Source organism: Streptomyces sp. NBC_00076, from assembly GCF_045041235.1.
Lineage (GTDB): Bacteria > Actinomycetota > Actinomycetes > Streptomycetales > Streptomycetaceae > Streptomyces.
In genome coordinates, this window is record NZ_CP108242.1 from 2,919,704 (window position 1) to 2,942,753 (window position 23,050).

Here is a 23,050-nt window from a genome sequence, read left to right on the forward strand (position 1 = left end):
GTCATTGTGCCGGCGAGCGCCCTCATCGAGAAGATCACCAGGGGCCACTGAACCGTCAGCCCTCCGTCTCCGGCAGGTCGAAGCGGGCCAGGTCGTGTAGCCAGGCGCGGGCCGTGCCGTCGGACGGTGCGCGCCAGTCTCCGCGTGGGGAGAGCGAACCGCCGGCCGAGACCTTCGGCCCGTTCGGCATGGCGGATCGCTTGAACTGCGCGAACGCGAAGAAGCGACGGCAGAACACCTCCAGCCACTGCCGGATCTCGGGCAGGTCGTACGCCACCCGCTTGGTCTCCGGGAAGCCGGGCGGCCAGGCGCCGGCCTCCGCGTCGTGCCAGGCGTGCCAGGCCAGGAAGGCGATCTTCGAGGGCCGGAAGCCGTAGCGCAGCACGTGGAAGAGGGTGAAGTCGTGCAGCGCGTACGGGCCGATCTTGGACTCGGTGGACTGCATCTCCTCGCCCGGTACGAGTTCCGGGCTGATCTCGGTGTCGAGGATCGCGGCGAGCGTCTTCCCGGTGTCCTCGTCGAACTGGCCGCTGCCGATGACCCAGCGGATCAGATGCTGCATCAGGGTCTTCGGGACGCCCGAGTTGACGTTGTAGTGGCTCATCTGGTCGCCCACGCCGTACGTGGACCAGCCGAGCGCAAGTTCCGACAGGTCACCGGTCCCGAGCACGATGCCGCCGCGCTGGTTGGCGAGCCGGAACAGGTAGTCGGTGCGGAGCCCGGCCTGCACGTTCTCGAAGGTGACGTCGTACACCGGCGCGCCGGAGGCGAACGGGTGGTCCATCTCCTTCAGCATCAGCCGCGCGGTCGGCGTGATGTCCAGCTCGGCCGCGGTGACGCCGAGGGAGCGCATCAGCTTGTGGGCGTTGTCCTTGGTGTGGTCGCTGGTGGCGAAGCCCGGCAGGGTGAAGGCCAGGATGTCGGTGCGCGGGCGACCCGCGCGGTCCATCGCCTGGGCGGCGACGATCAGCGCGTGCGTGGAGTCGAGGCCGCCGGACACGCCGATGACCACCTTGGGGCCGCCGATCGCGGCGAGCCGCTGCTGCAGTCCGGCGACCTGGATGTTGTACGCCTCGTAGCAGTCCAGGGCGAGCCGGTCGGCGTCGGCGGGCACGAACGGGAACCGTTCGAGGCGGCGGCGCAGCCCCAGGTCCGTGGCCGGCGGGTCGAGTGCGAAGGACACCGTCCGGAAGTCCCCGGTCCGCGCGGCGTGCGTACGGCGGTTGTCGTCGAACGTGCCCATCCGCATCCGCTCCTGCCGCAGCAGGTCGAGGTCCACGTCGGCCACCGCGTACTGGTCGCCCGTCGGGAAGCGGTCGGACTCCGCCAGCAGGGCCCCGTTCTCGTAGATCAGGGTCTGCCCGTCCCAGGACAGGTCGGTGGTCGACTCGCCGAGACCGGCCGCCGCGTAGACGTACGCGGCGAGGCAGCGGGAGGACGCCGAGCGGCACAGCAGCTTGCGGTCCTCGGCCCGGCCGACCGTGATCGGGCTGCCCGAGAGATTGACGAGGACGGTCGCGCCGGCCAGGGCGGCCTCGGCGCTCGGCGGCACCGGGATCCACATGTCCTCGCAGACCTCCGCGTGCAGCACGAGGCCGGGGACGTCCGCCGCCTCGAAGAGCAGGTCCACGCCGAACGGCACGGCCTCACCGGCGACCCGGATCGTCCCGCCGCGCTCGTCGTCGCCCGCGGCGAGCTGCCGGCGCTCGTAGAACTCCCGGTAGTTCGGTGGGTACGACTTCGGCACGACGCCGAGGACCCGGCCGCGGTGCACGATCACCGCGCAGTTGTAGATCCGGTTGCGGTGGCGCAGCGGGGCGCCGACGACCAGGACCGGCAGCAGGTCCGCCGACCCCTCGACCACGGTCCGGACCGCCTGCTCGACCTCGTCCAGCAGAGCGTCCTGCAGCAGCAGGTCCTCGATCGAGTAGCCGCACAGGCCCAGCTCGGGGAAGACGGCGACCGCGACCCCGTCCTGCGCGCACTCGCGCGCCTGGCGCAGGACCGCTTCGGCGTTGGCCGGCGGGTCCGCGATGACGGTGTGGCCCGTGCACGCGGCGATGCGGGCGAAGCCGTGCTGATAGACCGACCAGAAGTTCAACGGGGCTTCCTCGGGAGAACGGGAGAACGGGAGAAGGGGACGGGCGCACGGCCAGTGTAATCGTCAGAGCGACGCGATGGGCTGACGGCCCTTCCCGTAGCACAGCCCGCCCCGCACCGTTCGCGCTCCGGGCGAATCCGGACAGGGGGCCGCCACTGCGCTACGACTGATGGCGACGAAGGAGAAACAGTGACTGGCTGTTCGTCGCCGCCACCCTCGCCGTCGGCGGCGTCAGCAACGCCCTCTTCGCGCTCGCCCGCGCCGGCCGTTCGCGCGGGCGTACACGCGAGCGCCCGCTTCCCGACGAACCCCGTCGGGAAGCGGGCGCCCATGGCCCTGCCGCTGTCGTCAGCGACGGCGGTACGACTCCACGTAACCGCCCCCGGGCGTACCCACGCCGGTGACGTCGTCGTAGCCCTTCACGGCCTTGAGCGAGCTGTCCGCGCCGAGAGTGCGGACGGAGGTGAGCAGGCCCTCGGACGCGTCGTAGCTGTTGGCGTAGTCGACGCGGGCCACCGCGAGGCCGGAGCCCGTGGGGTTGTCCGTGACGTCGTGGTACGCCTTCGTGCCGTACTTCGCGTAGATCGACGGGTTGGCGAAACCGATCGCCCTGCCGCCGCGCGCCTGCTGGGCGAGCGCCTGGACCGCCGCGATCACCGGCGAGGCCAGCGAGGTGCCGCCCAGGCGGTACTCGCTGTACTGCTGCGACCCGTCCGGGAAGGTCTGCGTCTGGCCGACCTTGAAGCCGGTGTTCGGGTCGGCGATCGCCGCGATGTCCGGGACGACGCGGTTGCCGGCGGCGCTGTTGGCCGTGGCGAGCGCGTTCGGGACGACACCCTTCTGGTAGAAGGGCTCGGCGACCGTCTTGCTGGTGCCGCCGCCCGCGCCCGAGGTGAACGCGCCGGGGAAGTCGGTCCAGCTCTTGCCGTCCGCGGACAGCGTGGCCTTCTCGGTGCCCCAGCCGGTCTCCCACAGGTACTTGTCGCCCTTGCCGACCGCCAGCGAGGTGCCGCCGACCGCCGTCACCCACGCCGAGTTGGCCGGGGTGTCGACCTGCTTGGTCCCGGTGTTGGCGACCTCGTCGCCGTTGTCACCGGAGGAGAAGTAGAAGCCGATGCCCTCGACCGCGCCCAGCTGGAAGACCTGGTCGTAGGCGGCCGCGAGGTCCGGCGTCTGGTTGGCCTCGATGTCGCCCCAGGAGTTGGTGACGATGTCGGCCAGGTGCTTGTCGACGACCTTGCCCAGCGAGTCGAGCAGGTCGTCGTCCCCGCAGGAGGCGGCACCGACGTACGTGATGTTCGCGGCGGGTGCGACCGCGTGCACGGCCTCGACGTCGAGGGTCTCCTCGCCGTACCAGCCGGAAGCGTCACAGGCCTCGGTGTTCGTGTACTTCTTGGGCAGGACCTGGCGCAGCTGTCCGGTGGCGTAGGCCGCGTCGCCGTGCTTCTTCGCGTAGGTGGCCGCGTCGTAGGCGATGGTCGGCGAGGCGTACGCGTCGGTGATGGCGACCCGCACGCCCTTGCCCGTGTAGCCGCCGGCGCCGTACGCGGCGCGCAGCTGCTTGCCGGTGTAGCCCTGGACGGCGTACGGGATCTTCCCGCCGTAGGCGTTTGGCAGGGTGCTCGCGGGGTTCGAGCCGTAGTACGAGGAGAACGGTCCGGCGTTCTTGAACACGGCCGCCGGAGCGGGCAGTTGGTCCGCGTGCCGCGCCACGTGCGGTGCGTTGTCCAGGCCGGTGACGGTGAGGACGGCGCCGCCCAGGCTGTCCGGCGCGGAGGCCGTCTTCGCGGGCGCGCGGTAGGTCTTGGAACCCTTGGCGTAGTTGTGCAGTTGGGTGCCGAAGGCCTTCTCGGCGGCGGCCACGTCACCGGAGACGGTGAGGTAGTGCGGCGTGACCCCGGTGACCTTCAGACCGGCCGACGTCAGCCACGCCTTGACCGCGGCGACCTGCGCCTTGGTGGCGCCGAAGCGGTCCTGCGTCTGCTGGGCGCTCAGGTACTTGCCGTATGCCGCCGCGGTCGGGTCGGACACGGCCTTCGCGTACGCGGCGAGGCCGGCGGCGTCCCGGCCGGCGAGGTAGACCCGGGCGGTGACCTGGGAGGCGTCCGCGGTGGCGCCCTTGTCGGCCTTGGCCGTGGCCCAGGCGGGCCTGGTGCCCGCGAGCGTGTCCCGGCCCGTGTTGTCCGCGGCGTGCGCCGCGGGTATGCCGAGCGCCAGCGCACCGGCGAGCATGGGCAGTGTCGCTGCCATGCTCACCCCGGCGCGCACCTTGGCGCGTTTGGATCTCATGGAACCCCCTGTGCGGTTCGACGCGAGTGGATCACTCGACGGTGGCCACTCTCGCGACGAACCGTTCATGCCAGGGGAATGCAAGAGCCAAGAAGGGGCCAAGTAACCTAATGACATGGCCATTTGAGGGTTAACCCGGCACGGAGACCGAGGGATAACCCGCTATGGACGCGCTTTCGCGTTCCGCTCCTTCAACATGCCCGCCATCAGATCGATCTCCGACTGCTGCGCGGCCACCATGCCCTGCGCGAGCCGCTTCTCCACCCCGACCGTGCACTTGTCCACGCAGCCCTCGGCCATGTGGACGCCGCCCTTGTGATGGTCCGTCATCAACTGGAGGTAGAGGACCTCGGCCTGCTTGCCGCTCAGCGTGTTCAGCTTCTTCAGCTCGCTGTTGGTCGCCATGCCCGGCATCAGCGCCCCGTCCTTGCCGGCCGGCATGTCCCCCATGTCCATCCAGGTCATCGGCGGGTTGGCGGACACCTTCGGCAGCCCCCACAGGTCGAGCCAGCCCAGCAGCATGCCGCGCTGGTTGGCCTGCGTCTGCGCGATGTCGTACGCGAGACGGCGCACCTCCTCGTCGTCGGTGCGGTCGCGCACGATGTACGACATCTCGACGGCCTGCTGGTGGTGCACCGCCATGTCCCGGGCGAACCCGGCGTCGGCGGACTCGGCGCCCGGAGCGCCGTCCGAACTCCCGTCCTCGGCGACGGCGTAGCTGATGGCGCCCGCCGCGACCAGCACCCCGGCCACGGCGACGGCCACTCCCGCGAACCTCACTGCGGCAGACCTCCCGTGCACGCGGCGCCCGGCTCCGGCGTCTGCTCACCCTGCACGAACTTCTCGAAGAACTTGTCGACGTTCGGGTCGTCGGCACCGGTCACCGTGCGCTGGTGCCCCCACGCGGTCAGCATGATCGGGTCCTTCTGCTGGTCGTCCGGGCTCATCAGCGTGTACGGCGTCTTCTTCACCTTCGCCGCGAGCGCGTCCACGTCCGCCTTCGAGGCCTTGCTGGTGTACGTCACCCACACCGCGCCGTGCTCCAGCGAGTGCACGGCGTTCATGTTGTTGAGGTCCTTGGTGTAGACGTCGCCGTTGCAGTTCATCCAGACCTGGTTGTGGTCACCGCCGACCGGGGGCTCCGTCGGGTACTTCACCGTCTTGGCGACGTGGGTGCGGCCCAGCGTCCCCTTCCACGTCTTCACACCGTCCGAGCCCGTGACGAAGTGCCCCTTGCCCTTCCCGTCGGCCGCCGTGCTGCCGCCGTCGTCGGACTGCGACCGTACGAGGACGACCGTGCCCACGACGAGACCGACGACGACCACCACGCTCGCGGCTATGGTCAGGACCCGGTTGCGCCGCTCCCGGGACTGCTCGGCGCGCCGCATCTCCTCTATGCGCGCCTTGCGCGCCGTGCCACTGCCGTCTTTGGCGCTGCTGTTCTTGGCGGAGCCCATGAGATGTCCTTCTGGGGGAAGTGGGGCCGGTCGGTCAGCTGATCGTAATAGGGAGGGAAAGGGCTCTCGTGGCGAGGGCGCGGGATTGGCCGTGACCGCTCGGTCATGGCCGAAGCAAGGGCCTGAGGATCCCGGCATTACGGATGTGGGTGCGAGCAGGCAAGATGGGCAGCGGAGCAGTACACCTGCCGCATGGGAGGCGTTCACACCCGGGTCGATTTCCCGATCATGGTGCGCAATGCGCACGAAACGCGGTTGTGGTGGGATGCTCAGGTGCCCGACCGCCTCCCGTTGGACCGGAAAAAGGCGGCCTGACCAGCAAGGATGGGGAAGCGGAAGATGGACAAGCAACAGGAGTTCGTGCTCCGGACATTGGAGGAGCGCGACATCCGGTTCGTACGCCTGTGGTTCACGGACGTGCTGGGCTTCCTCAAGTCCGTCGCCGTGGCCCCGGCCGAACTCGAACAGGCCTTCGACGAAGGCATCGGTTTCGACGGCTCCGCGATCGAGGGCTTCGCCCGCGTATACGAGTCCGACATGATCGCCAAGCCGGACCCGTCGACGTTCCAGGTCCTGCCCTGGCGCGCGGAGGCCCCCGGCACCGCCCGGATGTTCTGCGACATCCTCATGCCGGACGGCTCACCGTCCTTCGCGGACCCGCGCTACGTGCTCAAGCGTGCCCTGGCCCGCACGTCCGACCAGGGCTTCACGTTCTACACCCACCCGGAGATCGAGTTCTTCCTGCTGAAGGACCGCCCGCTGGACGGCTCGCGCCCGACTCCGGCCGACAACTCGGGTTACTTCGACCACACCCCGCAGAACATCGGCATGGACTTCCGCCGTCAGGCGATCACCATGCTGGAGTCGATGGGCATCTCGGTCGAGTTCTCCCACCACGAGGGCGCCCCCGGTCAGCAGGAGATCGACCTGCGCTACGCCGACGCGCTCTCCACGGCCGACAACATCATGACGTTCCGCCTGGTCATGAAGCAGGTCGCACTGGAGCAGGGGGTCCAGGCGACCTTCATGCCGAAGCCGTTCTCCGAGCACCCGGGCTCCGGCATGCACACACACCTGTCGCTGTTCGAGGGTGACCGCAACGCGTTCTACGAGTCGGGCTCTGAGTACCAGCTCTCGAAGGTCGGACGCTCCTTCATCGCCGGTCTGCTCCGGCACGCGGCGGAGATCTCGGCCGTCACCAACCAGTGGGTGAACTCCTACAAGCGCATCTGGGGCGGCACCGAGCGCACCGCGGGCGCCGGCGGCGAGGCCCCCTCGTACATCTGCTGGGGCCACAACAACCGCTCCGCCCTGGTCCGGGTCCCGATGTACAAGCCCGGCAAGACCGGCTCGGCCCGTGTCGAGGTCCGCTCCATCGACTCCGGCGCCAACCCGTACCTGGCCTACGCGCTCCTCCTGGCCGCCGGACTCAAGGGCATCGAGGAGGGCTACGAGCTTCCCCCGGGCGCCGAGGACGACGTCTGGGCCCTCTCCGACGCCGAGCGCCGCGCGATGGGCATCGAGCCGCTGCCCCAGAACCTGGGCGAGGCACTGACCCTGATGGAGCGCAGTGACCTGGTCGCCGAGACCCTCGGCGAGCACGTCTTCGACTTCTTCCTGCGCAACAAGCGCCAGGAGTGGGAGGAGTACCGCTCCGAGGTGACCGCGTTCGAGCTGCGGAAGAGCCTGCCGGTGCTGTAGGTACTGGTCACGGCGCGGTGCTGGTCCGTTTCCGCGCCGCTGATCGCGTGTGCCGCTGATCCAACGCGTCGGGGCCGACAGTCGTTCGACTGTCGGCCCCGAGGCGTCTCACTGCCGGATCGGCCGCTGTGGCAGCGCGGCCCGGCGTGGAGGGATCGCGCAGGTCGGTTCCGTGCGGGCGGTACCGCACGGTTCGGTGCGGCTCAGTACCGCACGGCCTCCATGTCCTGCGGGACGTGGGAGGCGACCACGCGTTCCCGGCCGCTCACCGGGGTCCGGCGGCGGTCCACGGCGTACGCCGCGCCGGCCACCGCCAGTCCGAGCACGGCCAGGGCCGCTCCGGCCGTCGCCGGAGACGTCACGCCGAAGCCGGCGGCCAGTGCGACGCCGCCGATCCACGCGCCCCCGGCGTTCGCCAGGTTGAACGCGGCCTGGTTGGCGGAGGACGCCAGGGACGGGGCGGCCGAGGCCTTCTCCATGACCATCAGCTGGAGCGGGGAACCGGTGACGAACGCCGCCGAGCCGAGCAGTACGACCGCCACGGCCGCGCTCCAGGCCGTGCTCATCAGCACCGGGAACAGCGCCAGCACCGCCACCAGCGACACCAGTCCGCCGAACAGCGTGCCCCGCAGCGAGTGGTCGGCCAGCCGGCCGCCGAGCAGGTTGCCCGCGGTCGCGCCGACACCGAACAGGGCCAGCAGCAGCGTCACGCTGGAGTCCGCGTACCCGGCGGCGTCGGTCAGCATCGGCGTGATGTAGCTGTACGCGGCGAAGAGGGCGCCGAAGCCCGCGACGGTCGTACCGAGCGCCAGCCAGACGGGCAGGGACTTCAGCGCCGCGAGTTCGCCGCGCAGGCCCGTTTCGGGGGCCGCCGTCCGGTCGTGCGGGATCAGCAGGGCCAGCGAGGCGATCGCCGCCAGGCCGATGGCGCCGACGCCGAGGAAGGTGGCCCGCCAGCCCAGGTGCTGCCCCATGAGCGTGGCGACGGGGACACCCGCGACGTTGGCGACCGTCAGACCCAGGAACATCAGGGACACCGAGCGGGCCTTGCGCTCCGGCGCCACCATCGTGGTGGCGACGACGGCGCCCACGCCGAAGAAGGCGCCGTGCGGAAGGCCGCTGACGAAGCGGGCCGCCAGCAGCCAGTGGTAGTCGGGGGCGAACGCGGAGAGCACGTTGCCCGCCACGAACAGCGCCATCAGGCCGATCAGGACCGTGCGGCGGGGCATCCGCGCGGTGACGGCGGCCAGCAGCGGCGCGCCGATCACCACGCCGAGCGCGTACGCCGAGACCAGATGTCCGGCGGTGGGGATCGAGATGCGCAGATCATTCGCGACGTCGGGCAGCAGGCCCATCATCACGAACTCGGTCGTACCGATGCCGAAGGCGCCCACGGCTAGGGCGAGCAGGGCCAGGGGCATGAAGAGACCATTGCCTTTCAAAGGGAGTGCAGAGTTCCGTACGTCTTTCTTATGTTCAATTACGGAACAAAGCCGCCCTGGCCCGGTATTCCAGCCGTCCCGGTCAGGACGACGTGTCGACGCTCACACGCGCCGCGACCGGCAGATGGTCGCTCCCGGTCGCCGGCAGCGTCCACGAGCCCTCGGGCTCGATCCCCTTGACCAGGATCTGGTCGATCCGCGCCATCGGGAACGAGGCCGGCCAGCTGAACCCGAACCCGCTGCCCGCCGCACCCTGCGTGGAACGCATCTGCGAGGTGACGCCGTTGAGCGCGCGGTCGTTCATCGTGCCGTTCAGGTCACCGAGCAGCACGACCTTCGTGAGCCTCTCGTCGGCGATGGCCTCGCCCAGCGCGTCCGCGCTCTTGTCCCGCTGACGGGCCGTGAACCCGGCCTCGATCTTCACCCGAACCGACGGCATGTGGGCGACGTACACCGCGACCTGCCCCGCGGGCGCGGTCACGGTGGCGCGCATCGCGCGCGTCCAGCCGAGCTTGATGTCGACGCCCCTGACCCCGGTCATGGGGTACTTGCTCCACAGGCCGACCGTGCCCTGCACCGAGTGGTACCTGTACGTCGACGCGAGCGCCTTCTCGTACACGGGGACCGCCGAGGTCGTCAGCTCCTCCAGCGCCACCACGTCCGCGCCGGACGCGGCCACGTCACGGGCGGTGCCGGCGGGGTTCGGGTTGTCGGCGTTGACGTTGTGCGTGGCCACGGTGAGGTCGCCGCCGGTGCCCGCCTTGTCGCCGAGCAGCCCGCCGAAGAGGTTCAGCCAGACGATCGTCGGCAGCAGCGCCGCGATCAGCGCGGTCGCCGACCTGCGCACCACCGCGAGCACCATCAGGACCGGGACGCACACACCCAGCCAGGGCAGGAAGGTGTCGATGAGGCTGCCGAGGTTGCCGATCGCGTTCGGGATCTGCGCGTGCAGCAGCATGATCAGGGCGACCAGGATCGCGAGGGTGGCGAGCACCAGGCCCCGGCGCCAGATTCCCCGGTCGTCCCGCCGGCCGGCGAACAGACGGTTCGCCAGCCGGTTCATCAGGCGCCGGGTCCGGTTTCCCCGAGGCTCGTGACCCGAGCCCTGGTTGTCCGTCTCCGTCATGTACGCCTGCTGCGCCATACCGTCGCCTCACTGCCCGCCGTGCACACCGTTCGCCCCCCGTGTCCTACGACCCTAGGGGATGAACGGCACCTTCCTGTCCGCCTCTGGGGCGGCCGTACGGGCACGATGACGTACAAGTCGGCGGCGCCAGTTCCGGTCACGGGCGGGGAAAGCGCGCTCTGTGACGAAACACGCACATGCGGACCACGGACCAACTGACCACGGACCACTGACCACGAACCGCGGGCTACGGACTACGGACTACGCCGGCTGGGAACTGACGGGTGGTGAGCTCGCCGGTCGCAGTCCTTCCAGGAGTGCGTCGACGAGTTGCTCCGACAGGCCCTCCGGGAGGTCGGCGTCCGGGCGCATCACGGTCCGCACCAGCATGGGGCCGACGAACAGGTCGTTCATCAGCTCGACGTCTATGTCGGCGCGCAGTTGGCCGCTGCGCTGCCCGCGACGCAGGATCTCGACCTGGAGCCGACGGCGCGGCTCCACGACCGTCGCGTGGTACGCGGTCCAGATCTTGGGGCTGCTCTTCATCTGGGCGTAGACGTTGTGCAGGAGCACGGACGAACGGGTCATCAGGCCACGCCGACGCAGCTGTTCCAGGAGGGCCACGAGGTCGTCGCGCATCGAGGTGCCGGGAAGCTCGGGTTCCGGCGGCTCGGCCGCGCGTACGACGTCGACGAAGAGCTCCTCCTTGCCGCTCCAGCGACGGTAGATGGTGGCCTTGCCGACTCCCGCGGTACGGGCGATGCGCTCGATGGACAACTCCGCGAGCGGCACGCCCTCCTCCAGGAGCTTCACCACCGCTTCGACGATGGCGTGCTCCACGGCCTCGCTCCGGGGGCGGCCCCGGGCGGGGCCCTCCTGCCGGGGGCTGCTGTCGGCGAGACCGCTCACGTCCATCACGTCGCTCCGTCCTTTCCTGGGCTGTGGTGATTGTCCCCGGTCCACGCTGACACGCTGCCCACCGTCCGCGACCGGAACCGGTCGCCGGCTACTCCGAGGCCACCAACTCCTGCTTCTCGTCGCCCTTCTGAGGGGTCGGCGGCTTTCCCGGCAGATATACGGCCACCACGATCGCGCCGACCACCGCGACGCCCGCTCCCCACAGTGCGGTGACGTGCATCGCGTGCAGGAACGCGTCGTTGGCCGGGTCGATGAGGGCTTTGCCCCGCGGGCCGAGCTTGGCGGCGACTCCCAGGGTCGCCTCGATGGACTCTCCCGCGGTGTGCCGCAGGTCCGCGGGCAGCAGGCCGAGCTTGTCCTCGATGCCGCCGCGGTACGCCGTGGACAGGACCGAGCCGAGGACGGCGATACCGAGGGCGCCGCCGACCTGGCGGAAGGTGTTGCTGAGCGCGGAGGCGGAGCCGGCCTTCTCGCGGGGCAGGGCCTGCATGATGACGACGCTGACCGGGGTCATGATGTGCGCCATGCCGGTGCCCATGAGGAAGAAGATCACCTCCAGGAGCCAGATCGGCGTGTCCGCCTCCAGGGTGGCGAACGCGGCCAGCATCGCGGCGATGACCGCCATGCCGCCCGTGGTGGTGGCCCGGTATCCGAAGCGGTCCACGACCAGCCGGGCGCGTGGCGCGAAGATCATCTGGGCGGCGGCCAGCGGCAGCATCAGCAGACCGGTCTGCAGCGGGGAGTAGCCGCGCACGCTCTGGGTGTAGAAGACCGAGAAGAAGGTCACGCCCATCAGCGCGAAGAAGACCAGCGCGATGGCGGCGATCGCGGCCGAGAACACCTTGTTCTTGAAGTACGTGACATCGATGGACGGGTGGCTGCTGCGCTTCTCGAACACGACGAAGGCGACGAGTACGGCCAGACCGGCGCCGATGGTCGCGAGGACGGTCGCGTCGGTGAAGTCGGCGAGCTGGCCGCCCTTGATGATCCCGTAGACGAGCAGGACCAGGCCGACGACGGACAGCACGACGCCGACGGGGTCGATCCGGCCGGGGTTCGGGTCGCGGGAGTCGGGCACCAGCCACAGCATCAGCGCGAGGGCGAGGACCACGATCGGCACGTTGATGAGGAAGACCGAGCCCCACCAGAAGTGGTCGAGCAGGACGCCGCCGGTGATCGGGCCGATGGCGATGGCCAGTCCGACCCCGCCCGCCCAGATGCCGATGGCCTTGGGCTGCTCCTCGCGCTCGAAGACGTTCATGAGGACGGCGAGGGTGGCGGGCATGACGAAGGCGGCGCCGAGGCCCATCACCGCGCGGAAGGCGATCAGCTCGCCCGGCGAGCCGGAGGTGGCGGCGAGGGCGGAGCCGATGCCGAAGACGAGGAGACCGCCGAGCAGCACCCTCTTGCGGCCGAGCCGGTCGCCGAGGAGGCCCGCACTGAAGAGGAGCCCCGCGAAGACCAGGGTGTAGGCGTTGATCGCCCACTCCAGCTCGCTCTGGGTGGCGCCCAGGCCGGTCGGGGCGGGGGTGGAGATCGTCTTGATGGCGACGTTCAGGATCGAGTTGTCGAGCACCACGATCAACAGGCTCAGCATCAGCACACCGAGGATCGCCCAGCGGCGCCGGTGCACCGCTTCCGGTATGCGGGAATCAGGGACTGCAGAAGTCATACGGTCGAGACTAGAGCAATTTCGATACGACACCGTCTCGTATCGTAATCCTTTACCGAGGCCTTACGTGCCGGAACGCTCACACCGCCCTCCCCTAGCCCTCCCTGGCACGAGGTGCCACCATGGAGCTGATCCGGGGACGCCGTCAGGGCGCCTCGAGATGACTGAAGGAGCCGTTGTCATGACGCAGCTCTCGGCTGCCCAGCCTGCACCGAACAGCACCCCCGACGGCAGCGGCAGGACGCTGTACGGGGGCAAGAGCACGCGCCGTATCACCGTTCGCGACCTCACCGCCGCCAAGGAGCGGGGCGAGAAGTGGCCCATGCTCACCGCGTACGACGCGACGACCGCGTCCGTCTTCGACGAGGCCGGCATCCCGGTCATGCTCGTCGGCGACTCGGCGGGCAACTGTCACCTCGGGTACGAGACCACCGTGCCCGTCACCCTCGACGAGATGACCATGCTCTCCGCGGCGGTCGTCCGAGGCACCCAGCGCGCCCTGATCGTCGGCGACCTGCCCTTCGGCTCCTACCAGGAGGGCCCGGTGCAGGCGCTGCGCTCGGCGACCCGACTGGTCAAGGAGGCCGGGGTCGGGGCGGTCAAGCTGGAGGGCGGGGAGCGCTCGCACCGGCAGATCGAGCTGCTGGTGGAGTCCGGGATCCCGGTGATGGCCCACATCGGACTCACCCCCCAGTCCGTCAACGCCATGGGCTACCGCGTCCAGGGGCGCGGCGAGGAGGCGGCCCAGCAGCTGCTGCGGGACGCGAAGGCCGTGCAGGACGCCGGGGCGTTCGCGGTGGTCCTGGAGCTGGTTCCGGCGGAGCTGGCGGCCGAGGTGACCCGGGTGCTGCACATTCCGACGGTGGGAATCGGCGCCGGCCCCGAGACCGACGCGCAGGTACTGGTGTGGACGGACATCCTCGGTCTGACGGGAGGCCGGGTGCCGAAGTTCGTGAAGCAGTACGCGAACCTGCGTGAGGTCATGGGGAACGCGGTGAAGGCGTTCGCGGAGGACGTGGTCGGCGGCACGTTTCCGCTGGAGGAGCACTCCGTCCACTGAGTTCCCGCTGGAGGAGTACTCGGCGCACTGAGCCGAGCTGAGCCACTGCGGCACCATGGCAGCCCGCCGATCTTCCCCCGTCGGCGGGCTGCCCCGTTGGGACTACCGACCGTCCTGAGGGCTTCGGCCTGCGGTTCGACAGATCCGTATCCCTCGCACCGGCCGAAAACAACCCAGGCCCCGTCCAGCGTGGGTGGTGGCGGACAAGGGCTACTCCTCGCGGAAGGTCCGTGCCTACCTGCGACGTCGCGGCATTGCCTGCACGATCCCCGAGCGGGCCGATCAGATCGCGGGCCGACGGCGACGTACGTCCGGACACCAGCCCGACAATGTCGCCGTCGCGGTCGTCGGACAGCTGCGCGGCATCGGCCCTCAACGCCTCCTCGACCTCACGCAACGGTTTGACCCCCCGTACTCGTCCGGCCGGGCCGCCTGAGACGGTTGGATGATGCACGCACTTAATGGAACAAGGCCCGTCACCCGCACCGCGTCCGTCCTGGCGGCATTACTGCTGCTACTGTCCGGGGCTCTCGCCGCCTGGCCCGGACAGGCTCACGCGGCATCGTCGCCCGCGGACGAGTTGTCGCCCGCCACGTGGAACATGCAATACAGCCGGGACAACTGGAACAAGGCCTGGGAGTTGGGCGGGCCGCACCACGTGGTCGCGCTTCAGGAACTGCCGCAGGCTCTGCCCGCGGAGGTCCAGGGACAGCAACCACGGGTGCAGGGGAACGTCGAGCGTTACACCTGGCAGAGGGGAGATCGCCAGCGCTACCTCTACGTCCTTCGGCAGCCGTCACGGACCCTCGGTATGGTCACGTCTTTTCAGTCGGACGTGTATTTCGAGATCACCGCCCCCTACCGGTCGATGCTGGCGGTGGTCGACATGACCCGTAGCATGATGTTCGCCTCGGCTCACGCGTCCGCCGGGCGCCGCGCCCCGTACAGCCCCGCCGGTGCGGACGCGCCCGCGCTCCTTCGCCGAGCCGAGGACACTGCACGGATCGCCGGAATCGACTGGATGGTGCTGGGCGACTTCAACCGTGAGCCCCGGCAGCTGTTGCCGGACATACCGAACGGCAGCCGCATCTACAACAGCGGTCGGGCAACCCATCGAAGCGGCCACGAGTGGGACTACGGCGTGTCCAACGTGACCACCGACCGGTGGCGGGCGGGTGTCGGGCCGAACGCGGCCAGCGACCACTGGCCCGTCGAGTTCGGCACGCTGCGGGCCGCCGGGGAGCACGGAGTAGCGGTCCACAACGTCGGCAACGGCGAGGATCTGGGCGTCTGGGGCCCCGGGTCACGCGACGGCACCCCCGCGAGCACCGAACCAGTGTCCTCGAACCGGGACGAGGACTGGGTGTTCCAGCCGTCCGGTGTCTCCCAGGACGGCAAGAAGAAGACGTTCCGGATCGTCAGCATGACGTCACCGCCCGACAAGCCCAAGTGCCTCGATGTCGAAAACGGCCCGTTGGGACGGCCCGGCGATCGCTACGTCCTCCAGGACTGCCGCCCCCTCGAGCACCCTCCGGGCCTCCCGGACCTTGGCGCCAGCCAGAACTTCAGCCTGACCTCCCCTGACCCGCGCCTTCCCAACATGCACGTGCTCACCAACGAGGCCACCGGCTTCGACGCCTCCGTCCTGGACCGGGCCCCGGCCCTCGGACACTGGATCGGCCAGGGAGACAAGCACCCGGAAGACGCCCGCAAGTACTACTTCTACCTGAACCCGGTGACGGCCGGTCCCTCGTAACCAGTCCCGCGAAGTCCCACCCCCGGCCGCAGCCGCCCCGGCGGCTGCGGCCTCACGACCGTGACGCCCTGGGCGTACGGCTCCCCTTCGCGGCCACGCGGCGGCGCCGTCGAGCGGGGCCTCTGGTTCGCAGTGGCGTGGACCGTCGCGCTGTCCACGGTGGGCCGCTACGGCTTCTCCTCGCTGAGCGTGCGGCACAGCGGCGTCACGCACACCTCCGCGCCAGGGGGCGTCCGCAAAGTCGCGTTGGAGCAGCCCGCGGTTCGGGGTGCCGGCTTTGTTTACGCTGTCGATCGCTCGAACAATGGGCGGCAGGACACCACGCCTACCGGGAACTGCGCGCCGACGTGACGGCCTCGACCCGCTCCTCACTCGGCGCGGCGCCCTCCAGTTCGCACCAGACCGTTTTGCGGTCCGCCCCTTGTTCCACGCCCCAAGACCGCGCGAGCGCGGTGAGGAGAGCGAGGCCGCGGCCGGACTCTTCAGTGGCGGTGGCATGCACGAGTACGGGCAGGGCGCGCGGATCGGGGTCGGTGACCTCGACGCGGGTGCGGCCGCGGTCCGTGCCGGTGACTCGGACGGCCACCGGGGTGCCCTCGCCGAGAATCGATGACGTTCGTCACCAACTCACCTGCGCCGGAGTACTGGGCGATCCTGCACGAGTCGTTGATCGTCGATCCGATCCTGCCGCCCCAGGAGATGGCCGGCGACTTCCCCGGCGCCGCCCTCTGGCGCAAGTCGAGCTACAGCAACGGTGACGGCGGCGACTGCGTAGAGGTCGCCGACAACCTCGCCGGCCTCGTCCCCGTGCGCGACTCCAAGGCCGTCCCCGACGGCCCCGCCCTCCTCCTCACCGCCCACGCCTGGGCCCCCTTCGTCGCCGCGCTCAAGGACGACGAACTGACCGGCCGGTGGGCAGGCCTGTTTCGCGCACGGGGCGGAGCCCCCAGCGACGGTCGTACCCGCTGTCGGTGCCCTGTAGGGGCTGTCGGTCCCCTGTAGGTGAGTGTCGGCGCGGTGTAGGCGGTTTGTCGGTGGTGCCTGACACCGTCCTTGTCATGACGCGAATCGACAAGAACCCCAACGACGGGAAGACAGCCGTCACCGTGCGGGGGATGGTCAAGCACTATGGCGAGACCAAGGCGCTGGACGGCGTCGACCTGGACGTGCGGGAGGGCACCGTGATGGGTGTGCTCGGGCCGAACGGCGCCGGCAAGACCACCCTCGTACGCATCCTGTCCACCCTGCTCGCCCCCGACGCCGGCCAGGCGACGGTGGCCGGATACGACGTCGTGCGGCAGCCGCGGCAACTGCGCCGGGTGATCGGACTCACCGGGCAGTACGCATCGGTGGACGAGAAGCTTCCCGGCTGGGAGAACCTCTACATGATCGGGCGGCTGCTCGACCTGCCCCTCAAGGAGGCCCGCAGGCGCGCCGACGAGCTGCTGGAGCGGTTCTCGCTGACCGACGCCGCCAAGCGGCCGGCGAGCACGTACTCGGGCGGCATGCGGCGGCGGCTCGACCTCGCCGCCTCCATGATCGGGCGCCCGGAGGTGCTGTTCCTCGACGAACCGACCACCGGACTCGACCCTCGCACCCGCCAGGAGGTGTGGACCGAGGTCAAGGCCATGGTCGGCGACGGGGTGACGGTCCTGCTGACCACCCAGTACATGGAGGAGGCCGAGCAGCTCGCGTCCGAGCTGACCGTCGTGGACCGCGGCAAGGTCATCGCGAAGGGCGCCATCGACGAGCTGAAGGCGACGGTCGGCGGCCGCACGCTGCGGGTCCGGCCCGCCGATCCGATGCAACTGCGGCCGCTCGCCTCGGCGTTGGACGACCTCGGCATCACCGGCCTGGCGACCACCACCGTGGACGCCGACAGCGGCACCGTCCTGGTCCCGATCCTCAACGACGAGCAGCTGACCGCCGTGGTCGGCGCGGTCATGGCGCGCGGCATCACGCTCTCCTCCATCAGCACCGAACTCCCCAGCCTGGACGAGGTGTTTCTGTCCCTCACCGGCCACCGCGCCAGTGCCCCACAGGACACCGTGCCCGCCGAGACCCGCGAGGAGGTCGCCGTATGAGCGCCGCCACCGCCACCACGACAGCCGACGCCGACGCCCGTATCCCGCTGCGCGGCCACCTGCGCCACACCGGCGCGCTGATCCGCCGCAACCTGCTGTGGATCCGGCAGGATCCCGAGTCGATGTTCGACGCCATCCTGTTCCCGGTCATCTTCACCCTGCTGTTCGTCTACGTCTTCGGCGGTTCCATCGGGCAGTCGCTCGGTGGCGGCCAGGAGGCCTACGTCCAGTACGTCGTGCCCGGGCTGATGGCCATGATGGGCATGAACATGGCCCAGGGGGTCGGCACCGGCTTCAACACGGACTTCAACAGCGGAGTCATGGACCGGTTCCGGTCCCTGCCGATCGGGCGCGGCTCCGTGCTGTTCGCCAAGATCGCGGTGGAACTGATGCGGATGCTGATCGCGACCGCCGTTCTGATGGTCATCGGCGTCCTGGTCGGCTTTCACATCACCAACTGGGCCGGACTGCTGGCCTCCGTGGGTCTGTCCGCGGTGTTCGGCTCGGCCCTGATGTGGGTGTTCCTCACCCTCGGCGTGGTCATGAAAAGCGCACAGTCGGTGCAGGCGATGGGCTTCCTGGTGCTGATGCCGCTGCAGTTCGGCTCGTCGATCTTCGCGCCGACCCAGTCCATGCCGGGCTGGCTGCAGAACTTCACCGACTACAACCCGCTGTCCTCGCTCGCCGACGCGGCGCGCGGACTGATGGTCGGCGGCCCGGTCGCGCACGGGCTGTGGGTGACCCTCGCCTGGTCGGTGGCGCTCACCGCGGTGATGGCCCCGGTCGCGATCCACAAGTTCCGCACCAAGAGCTGACGTCCACGATCAGTCCGCGTCAAATGCGCGTCAGATCCGCGTCAGATCCGCGTCAGACCAGGGCGGCGGCCTCCTCGGGAGAGAGGCCGCCGCCCTCCTCGTACGCGGCCTCGTACTCCTCGTCGCCGAGCACGGCACGGGCCGCCGTCGCGGCCCGGTCGTGGACGTCGCGCTCCAACGAGGAGGCGACGTGGGTGGGCGGCAGGGCGGCGTCCGCGGCACCGATGCAGCGGGCGGCGTCCCGGGCGCGACGGCCGCCGTCCACGCCGGCGAGGCCCAGCGCGGCGATCGTCAGATACGAGGAACGCATCTGGGGCGCGATCGTCCGGGACAGCTGATCGGCGGCCAGCTCCAGCGCCCGCCGGATCTTGACCAGGGACTCCTCGGCGTGTCCTTCGACCGCGTCCAGGCAGGCCTCCCCGCCCAGGATGAACGCGTCGAAGACGACGAAGTGGGCGATGCGGAACTCCTCGCGGAGCAGCCTGAACTGCTCGCGCGCCTCGGTGAGACGGCCGGTCATTCCGAGCCGGCCCGCGAGAAAGAGCCGGGCGGGGGGCACGGCGTCGCTGCCCGGACCGTCCTTCAGGGCGACCACGTCCCACAGCAGGCGCTCACCGCGCTCGGCCTGGCCGGCCTCCATGAGGGCGCTGCCCAGGCGCGCACTGAGGACGGCCTTCTGGGCACGGGCGCCGAGCCGTTCGGCGTACTCGATCGCGGCCTCGTAGTCGGCGGCGGCCGCCCGGTGGTTCCCTCTGCGCTCATGGGACTCGCCGCGGGCGGAGAGCGCCTCGGCGGTGCCCCACAGGTCCCCGAGACGCCGGTAGATCTCCAGCGCCTCGTCGGCGTCACGGGTCGCGTCACCCGCCCAGTCGCTGCGGTTGGCGAGCAGGTTGGCGCGCATCTGCAGGCTCGTGGCGAGCTCCCACTCGTAGCCGGGCGCCTCGCGGCAGGTCCGGACGCTCGCGTCGACGATCGCGCGCACCCGGTCCATGTCGGCGGTCAGCATGACGGCGAAGTACCAGAGGGAGCCGGGGCTGCGGCAGGTCTGCGGGTGGCCGGGCTCGTAGGTCGCGGCGATGACACGCAGCTTCTCCTGTGCCTCGGGGGTCTGCCAGGCGTCCAACTCCGTGTCCATCGTGAACAGATGGACGAGGTGCAGGCCCCGTCGGGCCTCCTCGAGGACCTCGCCGGTCCAGGGGAGCGGCACCTCCGTGCAGCGCTCCCACACCGGGGCGGCGTGACGGACGGGGCGGGCGAAGGGGTTGGGGCCGAGGGTCTGCACCTCACGGGACCAGTTGCGGGCCTCGATGCGCAGGTCGCGCATCTGCCAGTACCAGGCCAGCGCGAGCACCAGGAACAGCGCCTCCTGCTCGTCGCGCAGCGCGACGGCGTGGCGCAGGGCGGTGCGCATGTTCTCGTGCTCGCGCTCCAGCCGTTCGATCGCCGCGAGTTGGCGGTAGCCGCGCAGTAACGGGTCCGTGACTCCGGCCAGTTCGCGGTAGTGCGTCAGGTGCGCGCGCTCCGCGTCCGGGCGCCGCCCGGCCTCGTCGAGGCGCTCACTCGCGTACTCGGCGACGGTCTCCAGGAGCCGGTAACGCATCCCGCCGTCGCCCGAAGGAGCCGCCACCACGAGGGACTTGTCGACGAGTGAGCCGAGCGCCTCCAGCGCGGCCGGCCCGCACACGGCCTCGGCGGCGGCCAGGTCGCAGCCGCCCGCGAACACCGACAGCCGTCTCAGCACGTCCCGTTCGGCCTCGTCGAGCAGCTCCCAGGACCAGTCGACGACGGCCCTGAGCGTCTGCTGGCGGGGCAGGACGGTACGGCTGCCGGAGGTGAGCAGGCGGAAGCGGTCGTCGAGCCGGTCGGCGATCTGACGCGGGGTCAGCATCCGTAGCCGGGCGGCGGCGAGCTCGATGGCGAGGGGCAGGCCGTCGAGGCGCCGGCAGATCTCCGCGCAGGCGTCGGGATCCTCCTCGACACCGAAGCCGGGCCTGGCCGCCGCGCCGCGCTCGGCCATCAGCCGTAGCGCGACCGGCTCGGGCAGCGGCTCCACGGGGCGCAGCAACTCCCCCGGTACGCCGAGGGGTTCACGGCTGGTGGCCAGTACCGTCAGTCCGGGGCAGCGCTCCAGCAACTCCTGGACGAGCCGGGCGGCGGCGCCGACGACATGCTCGCAGTTGTCGAGGATGACCAGCATCCGGCGCCTGCCGCAGTGTTCGGCGAGCCGCTCGACGGGGTCGTCGTGCCGCTCGCCCCCGGCGGCCCGCATGGCCTCCGCGCCGGCACCGTACAGCACGGTCTCGCGCGCGCCCACGGCGGTGAGCACGGCCTCCGGTACCGCGTCCGGGTCGTCGACGGGCGCCAGCTCGGCCAGCCACGCCCCGTCCCGAGCCGCGTCCCGGACGGTCTCGGCGACCTCCTGCGACAGCCGTGTCTTCCCCGCCCCGCCGGGCCCGAGCAGCGTGACGAGCCGCGCCGCCGAGAGGTCCCCCCGGATCGCCTCGATGTCGGCCTCCCGGCCGACGAAGGAGGTGAGTCGGGCACGGAGGTTGCCCACGGGCGTCGCGGGCTCGGCAGCGCCGAGAGGAACACCGGGGCCGACGCCGGGCGCCCGGGCGGCCGAGGCGTGCGGGACGGTCCCGGGGCGGGGCGGCGGGGCGGACGGGGCGGACGCGGCGCTGTCGGCGGCGCCGGTCGAAAGGTGCAGCAACTCGCCGTGCAGGTGCCTCAGTTCCGGCCCCGGGTCCGTCCCCAGCTGGTCCGCCAGCAGTCGGCGTACGTCCTCGTAGGCGGCCAGGGCCTGTGCCGTGCGGCCGGCGTCGCGCAGGGCGCGCAGGCGCAGGGCCTGGAGGGACTCGTCCAGGGGGTGGCTGTCGCACAGGGCGGTCAGTTCGGGCAGGGACTGGTCGGCGTGGCCGAGGGTGAGGGCGGCGGTGTGGCGGGCGCGCAGCACGTCGAGGCGCCGGGTCTCCCAGCGGGCCGCCTCGGCGGTGCGGTCGGGAAGGTCGGCGAGGGCCGGTCCGCGCCACAGGGCGAGGGCGTCGTCGAGGACGACGGCCGCCTTGGCGGGGTCGCCGTCGGCCAGCGCCCGGGTGCCGTCGCCGGCCAGCCGCTCGAAACGGTGCAGGTCGATGTCGTCGGGCGGGGCGGTGAGACGGTAGCCGCCGTCGACGGAGGCGACCGCGTCCGCGCCCAGCGCCCGGCGCAGCCGGCCCACCAGCGCCTGCAGCGCGCCGGTCGCGTCGGCGGGCGGGTCACCGTCCCACACCTCGTCCACCAGAAGGCTGGTGGGTACGGTGCGGCCGGGCCGCAGGGCGAGGACGGTCAGCAACGCACGCAGCCGCGCCCCGCCGACCGGGACGGACGTACCGTCGGGGCGAAGTACCTGGGTGGTGCCGAGTATGCGGTAGCGCACGGGGTCCATTGTCTCCGGTGGCGTCGGAGCCGGTCACGTGGTTTCCGCGGTGTGGCGGGTACCGAGGTGATCGGCCGGTGATCGGCGGCGGGGTCGCGGCGGGCGTGGCCGAATGGAACCGGGAGACCGGAACCCCTGGGGCACTCCGCGACGTTCTCCCCGTACGCCCGGTACGGTCGGGCAGTCCCACTGCGTGCACGACTGTCCAGGGAGCCCCATGACCACCGCCACCACCCGTCACAGCGACCGGCGGATCAGCCCCGTCTTCGTCGGGATCCTAGCCGTCACGGCGGTCACCGGCTGGGCCACCTGGACCGGGTTCGCGGCACAGCCCGGCGTGGCCGTGTTCCTGTTCGTGACGGCCGCCTGGATCGTCTCGCTGTGTCTGCACGAGTACGCGCACGCCCGCACCGCCCTGCACAGCGGCGACATCTCCGTGGGCGCGAAGGGCTATCTCACGCTGAACCCGCTGAAGTACACGCACGCCCTGCTCAGCATCGTGCTCCCGGTGATCTTCGTGATCATGGGCGGTATCGGGTTGCCCGGTGGTGCCGTGTTCATCGAGCGGGACCGGATCCGGGGGCGCTGGCGGCACAGCCTGATCTCGGCGGCCGGTCCGCTGACGAACGTCCTGTTCGCGATCGTGTGCACGGCCCCGTTCTGGCTGGACGCGCTGGACGGGGTGCCGTCGGACTTCCGGTTCGCGCTGGCCTTCCTCGCCCTGCTCCAGGTCACGGCCGCGATCCTGAACTTCCTGCCGGTGCCGGGCCTGGACGGCTATGGGGTCGTCGAGCCCTGGCTGTCGTACAAGATCAAGCGCCAGGTGGAGCCGTTCGCGCCGTTCGGCCTGCTGTTCGTGTTCGCGCTGCTGTGGTTGCCCGCGGTCAACAGCGCGTTCTTCGACGTGGTCGACGCGATCCTGAAGAGCCTCGGGATCAGCGATCTGGACACGTACTGCGGGCAGGAGTTCTACCGCTTCTGGCAGGGCACGAACGAGTTCTGCTCGGTCAGCCCGTGACGGACTTCCGGTCCTTCTCGCGCTTCACGTAGTACCAGCACATGTTGGACGAGAGGCCCGCGAGCAGTACCCACACGATCCCGAGGAGGTTGCCCCGCGTGAAGGAGACGACCGCCGCGGCGACGGCGAGGACGCAGACGACAAGGGCGTAGAGGGCCAGGCGGGGCATGCGGGGGTTCTCCTGTCGGGGGACACG

16 protein-coding genes and 3 pseudogenes are annotated in these 23,050 nt (G+C 70.6%); 8 read left to right on the forward strand and 11 right to left on the reverse strand.

Annotation, left to right across the window (positions count from 1 at the left end):
- Positions 1 to 55: 55 nt before the first annotated feature.
- The 4 genes from OHA64_RS13380 to OHA64_RS13395 all read right to left on the reverse strand — a co-directional run bounded on the left by OHA64_RS13380 (position 56) and on the right by OHA64_RS13395 (position 5,847).
- Positions 56 to 2,101, reverse strand: a complete 2,046-nt coding sequence (locus OHA64_RS13380) for an NAD(+) synthase (RefSeq protein ID WP_405612485.1) — start codon at positions 2,099 to 2,101, stop codon at positions 56 to 58.
- Between the two features lie 348 nt (positions 2,102 to 2,449).
- Positions 2,450 to 4,390, reverse strand: a complete 1,941-nt coding sequence (locus tag OHA64_RS13385; protein WP_405612487.1) for a protease pro-enzyme activation domain-containing protein — start codon at positions 4,388 to 4,390, stop codon at positions 2,450 to 2,452.
- Positions 4,391 to 4,552: 162 nt separating this feature from the next.
- Entirely contained in the window at positions 4,553 to 5,170 is a 618-nt protein-coding gene (locus OHA64_RS13390) for a DUF305 domain-containing protein (protein ID WP_405612489.1), read from the reverse strand.
- Positions 5,167 to 5,847, reverse strand: coding sequence for a DUF3105 domain-containing protein (locus OHA64_RS13395; RefSeq protein ID WP_405612491.1), 681 nt, complete (start codon positions 5,845 to 5,847; stop codon positions 5,167 to 5,169). The genes OHA64_RS13390 and OHA64_RS13395 overlap by 4 nt, the downstream gene beginning before the upstream one ends.
- Before the next feature lie 339 nt (positions 5,848 to 6,186).
- Between OHA64_RS13395 and glnA the strand changes: the two genes are divergently transcribed.
- Positions 6,187 to 7,548 carry a type I glutamate--ammonia ligase gene (glnA, locus tag OHA64_RS13400; RefSeq protein ID WP_405612493.1) on the forward strand — a complete coding sequence of 454 codons (1,362 nt, stop codon included), beginning with the start codon at positions 6,187 to 6,189 and terminating at the stop codon, positions 7,546 to 7,548.
- Between the two features lie 203 nt (positions 7,549 to 7,751).
- On the opposite strand, the gene OHA64_RS13405 is transcribed toward glnA, so the two are convergent.
- The 4 genes and pseudogenes from OHA64_RS13405 to OHA64_RS13420 all read right to left on the reverse strand — a co-directional run bounded on the left by OHA64_RS13405 (position 7,752) and on the right by OHA64_RS13420 (position 12,706).
- Positions 7,752 to 8,969 (reverse strand): MFS transporter, encoded by a 1,218-nt coding sequence (locus tag OHA64_RS13405; protein ID WP_405612495.1) that lies wholly within the window; start codon positions 8,967 to 8,969, stop codon positions 7,752 to 7,754.
- Positions 8,970 to 9,072: 103 nt separating this feature from the next.
- Positions 9,073 to 10,033, reverse strand: a pseudogene (locus tag OHA64_RS13410) (endonuclease/exonuclease/phosphatase family protein); the annotation flags it as partial.
- Positions 10,034 to 10,377: 344 nt separating this feature from the next.
- Positions 10,378 to 11,031 carry a TetR/AcrR family transcriptional regulator gene (locus OHA64_RS13415; protein ID WP_405623963.1) on the reverse strand — a complete coding sequence of 218 codons (654 nt, stop codon included), beginning with the start codon at positions 11,029 to 11,031 and terminating at the stop codon, positions 10,378 to 10,380.
- A gap of 91 nt (positions 11,032 to 11,122) precedes the next feature.
- Positions 11,123 to 12,706 (reverse strand): MFS transporter, encoded by a 1,584-nt coding sequence (locus tag OHA64_RS13420; protein WP_405612497.1) that lies wholly within the window; start codon positions 12,704 to 12,706, stop codon positions 11,123 to 11,125.
- Between the two features lie 181 nt (positions 12,707 to 12,887).
- Between OHA64_RS13420 and panB the strand changes: the two genes are divergently transcribed.
- From panB to OHA64_RS13435, 3 genes and pseudogenes are all read left to right on the forward strand, one after another.
- The gene (panB, locus tag OHA64_RS13425) at positions 12,888 to 13,766 is read left to right on the forward strand and encodes a 3-methyl-2-oxobutanoate hydroxymethyltransferase (protein ID WP_405612499.1); all 879 of its coding nucleotides are present in this window, start codon (positions 12,888 to 12,890) and stop codon (positions 13,764 to 13,766) included.
- A gap of 139 nt (positions 13,767 to 13,905) precedes the next feature.
- A pseudogene (locus tag OHA64_RS13430) lies at positions 13,906 to 14,073 on the forward strand (IS5/IS1182 family transposase); the annotation flags it as partial.
- A gap of 138 nt (positions 14,074 to 14,211) precedes the next feature.
- On the forward strand, positions 14,212 to 15,522 hold the full coding sequence (locus tag OHA64_RS13435; protein WP_405612501.1) for a hypothetical protein: 1,311 nt from the start codon (positions 14,212 to 14,214) through the stop codon (positions 15,520 to 15,522).
- Between the two features lie 325 nt (positions 15,523 to 15,847).
- Here OHA64_RS13435 and OHA64_RS13440 read toward each other — a convergent pair.
- Positions 15,848 to 16,157 (reverse strand): annotated as a pseudogene (locus tag OHA64_RS13440) (ATP-binding protein); the annotation flags it as partial.
- Between OHA64_RS13440 and OHA64_RS13445 the strand changes: the two are divergent.
- The 3 genes from OHA64_RS13445 to OHA64_RS13455 are packed head-to-tail and all read left to right on the forward strand — an operon-like array spanning position 16,132 to position 18,421.
- Positions 16,132 to 16,524 (forward strand): DUF397 domain-containing protein, encoded by a 393-nt coding sequence (locus tag OHA64_RS13445; protein ID WP_405612503.1) that lies wholly within the window; start codon positions 16,132 to 16,134, stop codon positions 16,522 to 16,524. The pseudogene OHA64_RS13440 and the gene OHA64_RS13445 sit on opposite strands and share 26 nt — an antisense overlap.
- 56 nt (positions 16,525 to 16,580) lie before the next feature.
- Positions 16,581 to 17,606 (forward strand): ATP-binding cassette domain-containing protein, encoded by a 1,026-nt coding sequence (locus OHA64_RS13450; protein ID WP_405612505.1) that lies wholly within the window; start codon positions 16,581 to 16,583, stop codon positions 17,604 to 17,606.
- On the forward strand, positions 17,603 to 18,421 hold the full coding sequence (locus OHA64_RS13455; RefSeq protein WP_405612507.1) for an ABC transporter permease: 819 nt from the start codon (positions 17,603 to 17,605) through the stop codon (positions 18,419 to 18,421). Before OHA64_RS13450 ends, OHA64_RS13455 begins: the two co-directional genes overlap by 4 nt.
- A gap of 52 nt (positions 18,422 to 18,473) precedes the next feature.
- Here OHA64_RS13455 and OHA64_RS13460 read toward each other — a convergent pair whose 3' ends face one another.
- A complete protein-coding gene (locus OHA64_RS13460) occupies positions 18,474 to 21,845 on the reverse strand; it encodes an AfsR/SARP family transcriptional regulator (protein ID WP_405612509.1) in 3,372 nt (1,123 codons plus the stop codon).
- 208 nt (positions 21,846 to 22,053) lie between these two features.
- On the opposite strand from OHA64_RS13460, the gene OHA64_RS13465 reads away from it, so the two are divergent.
- Positions 22,054 to 22,854: a site-2 protease family protein gene (locus OHA64_RS13465; RefSeq protein ID WP_405612511.1), complete on the forward strand. Its 801-nt coding sequence runs from the start codon at positions 22,054 to 22,056 to the stop codon at positions 22,852 to 22,854.
- Here the strand turns inward: OHA64_RS13465 and OHA64_RS13470 are convergent.
- Positions 22,844 to 23,023, reverse strand: coding sequence for a hypothetical protein (locus tag OHA64_RS13470; RefSeq protein WP_405612513.1), 180 nt, complete (start codon positions 23,021 to 23,023; stop codon positions 22,844 to 22,846). The genes OHA64_RS13465 and OHA64_RS13470 overlap by 11 nt on opposite strands.
- Positions 23,024 to 23,050 lie beyond the last annotated feature (27 nt).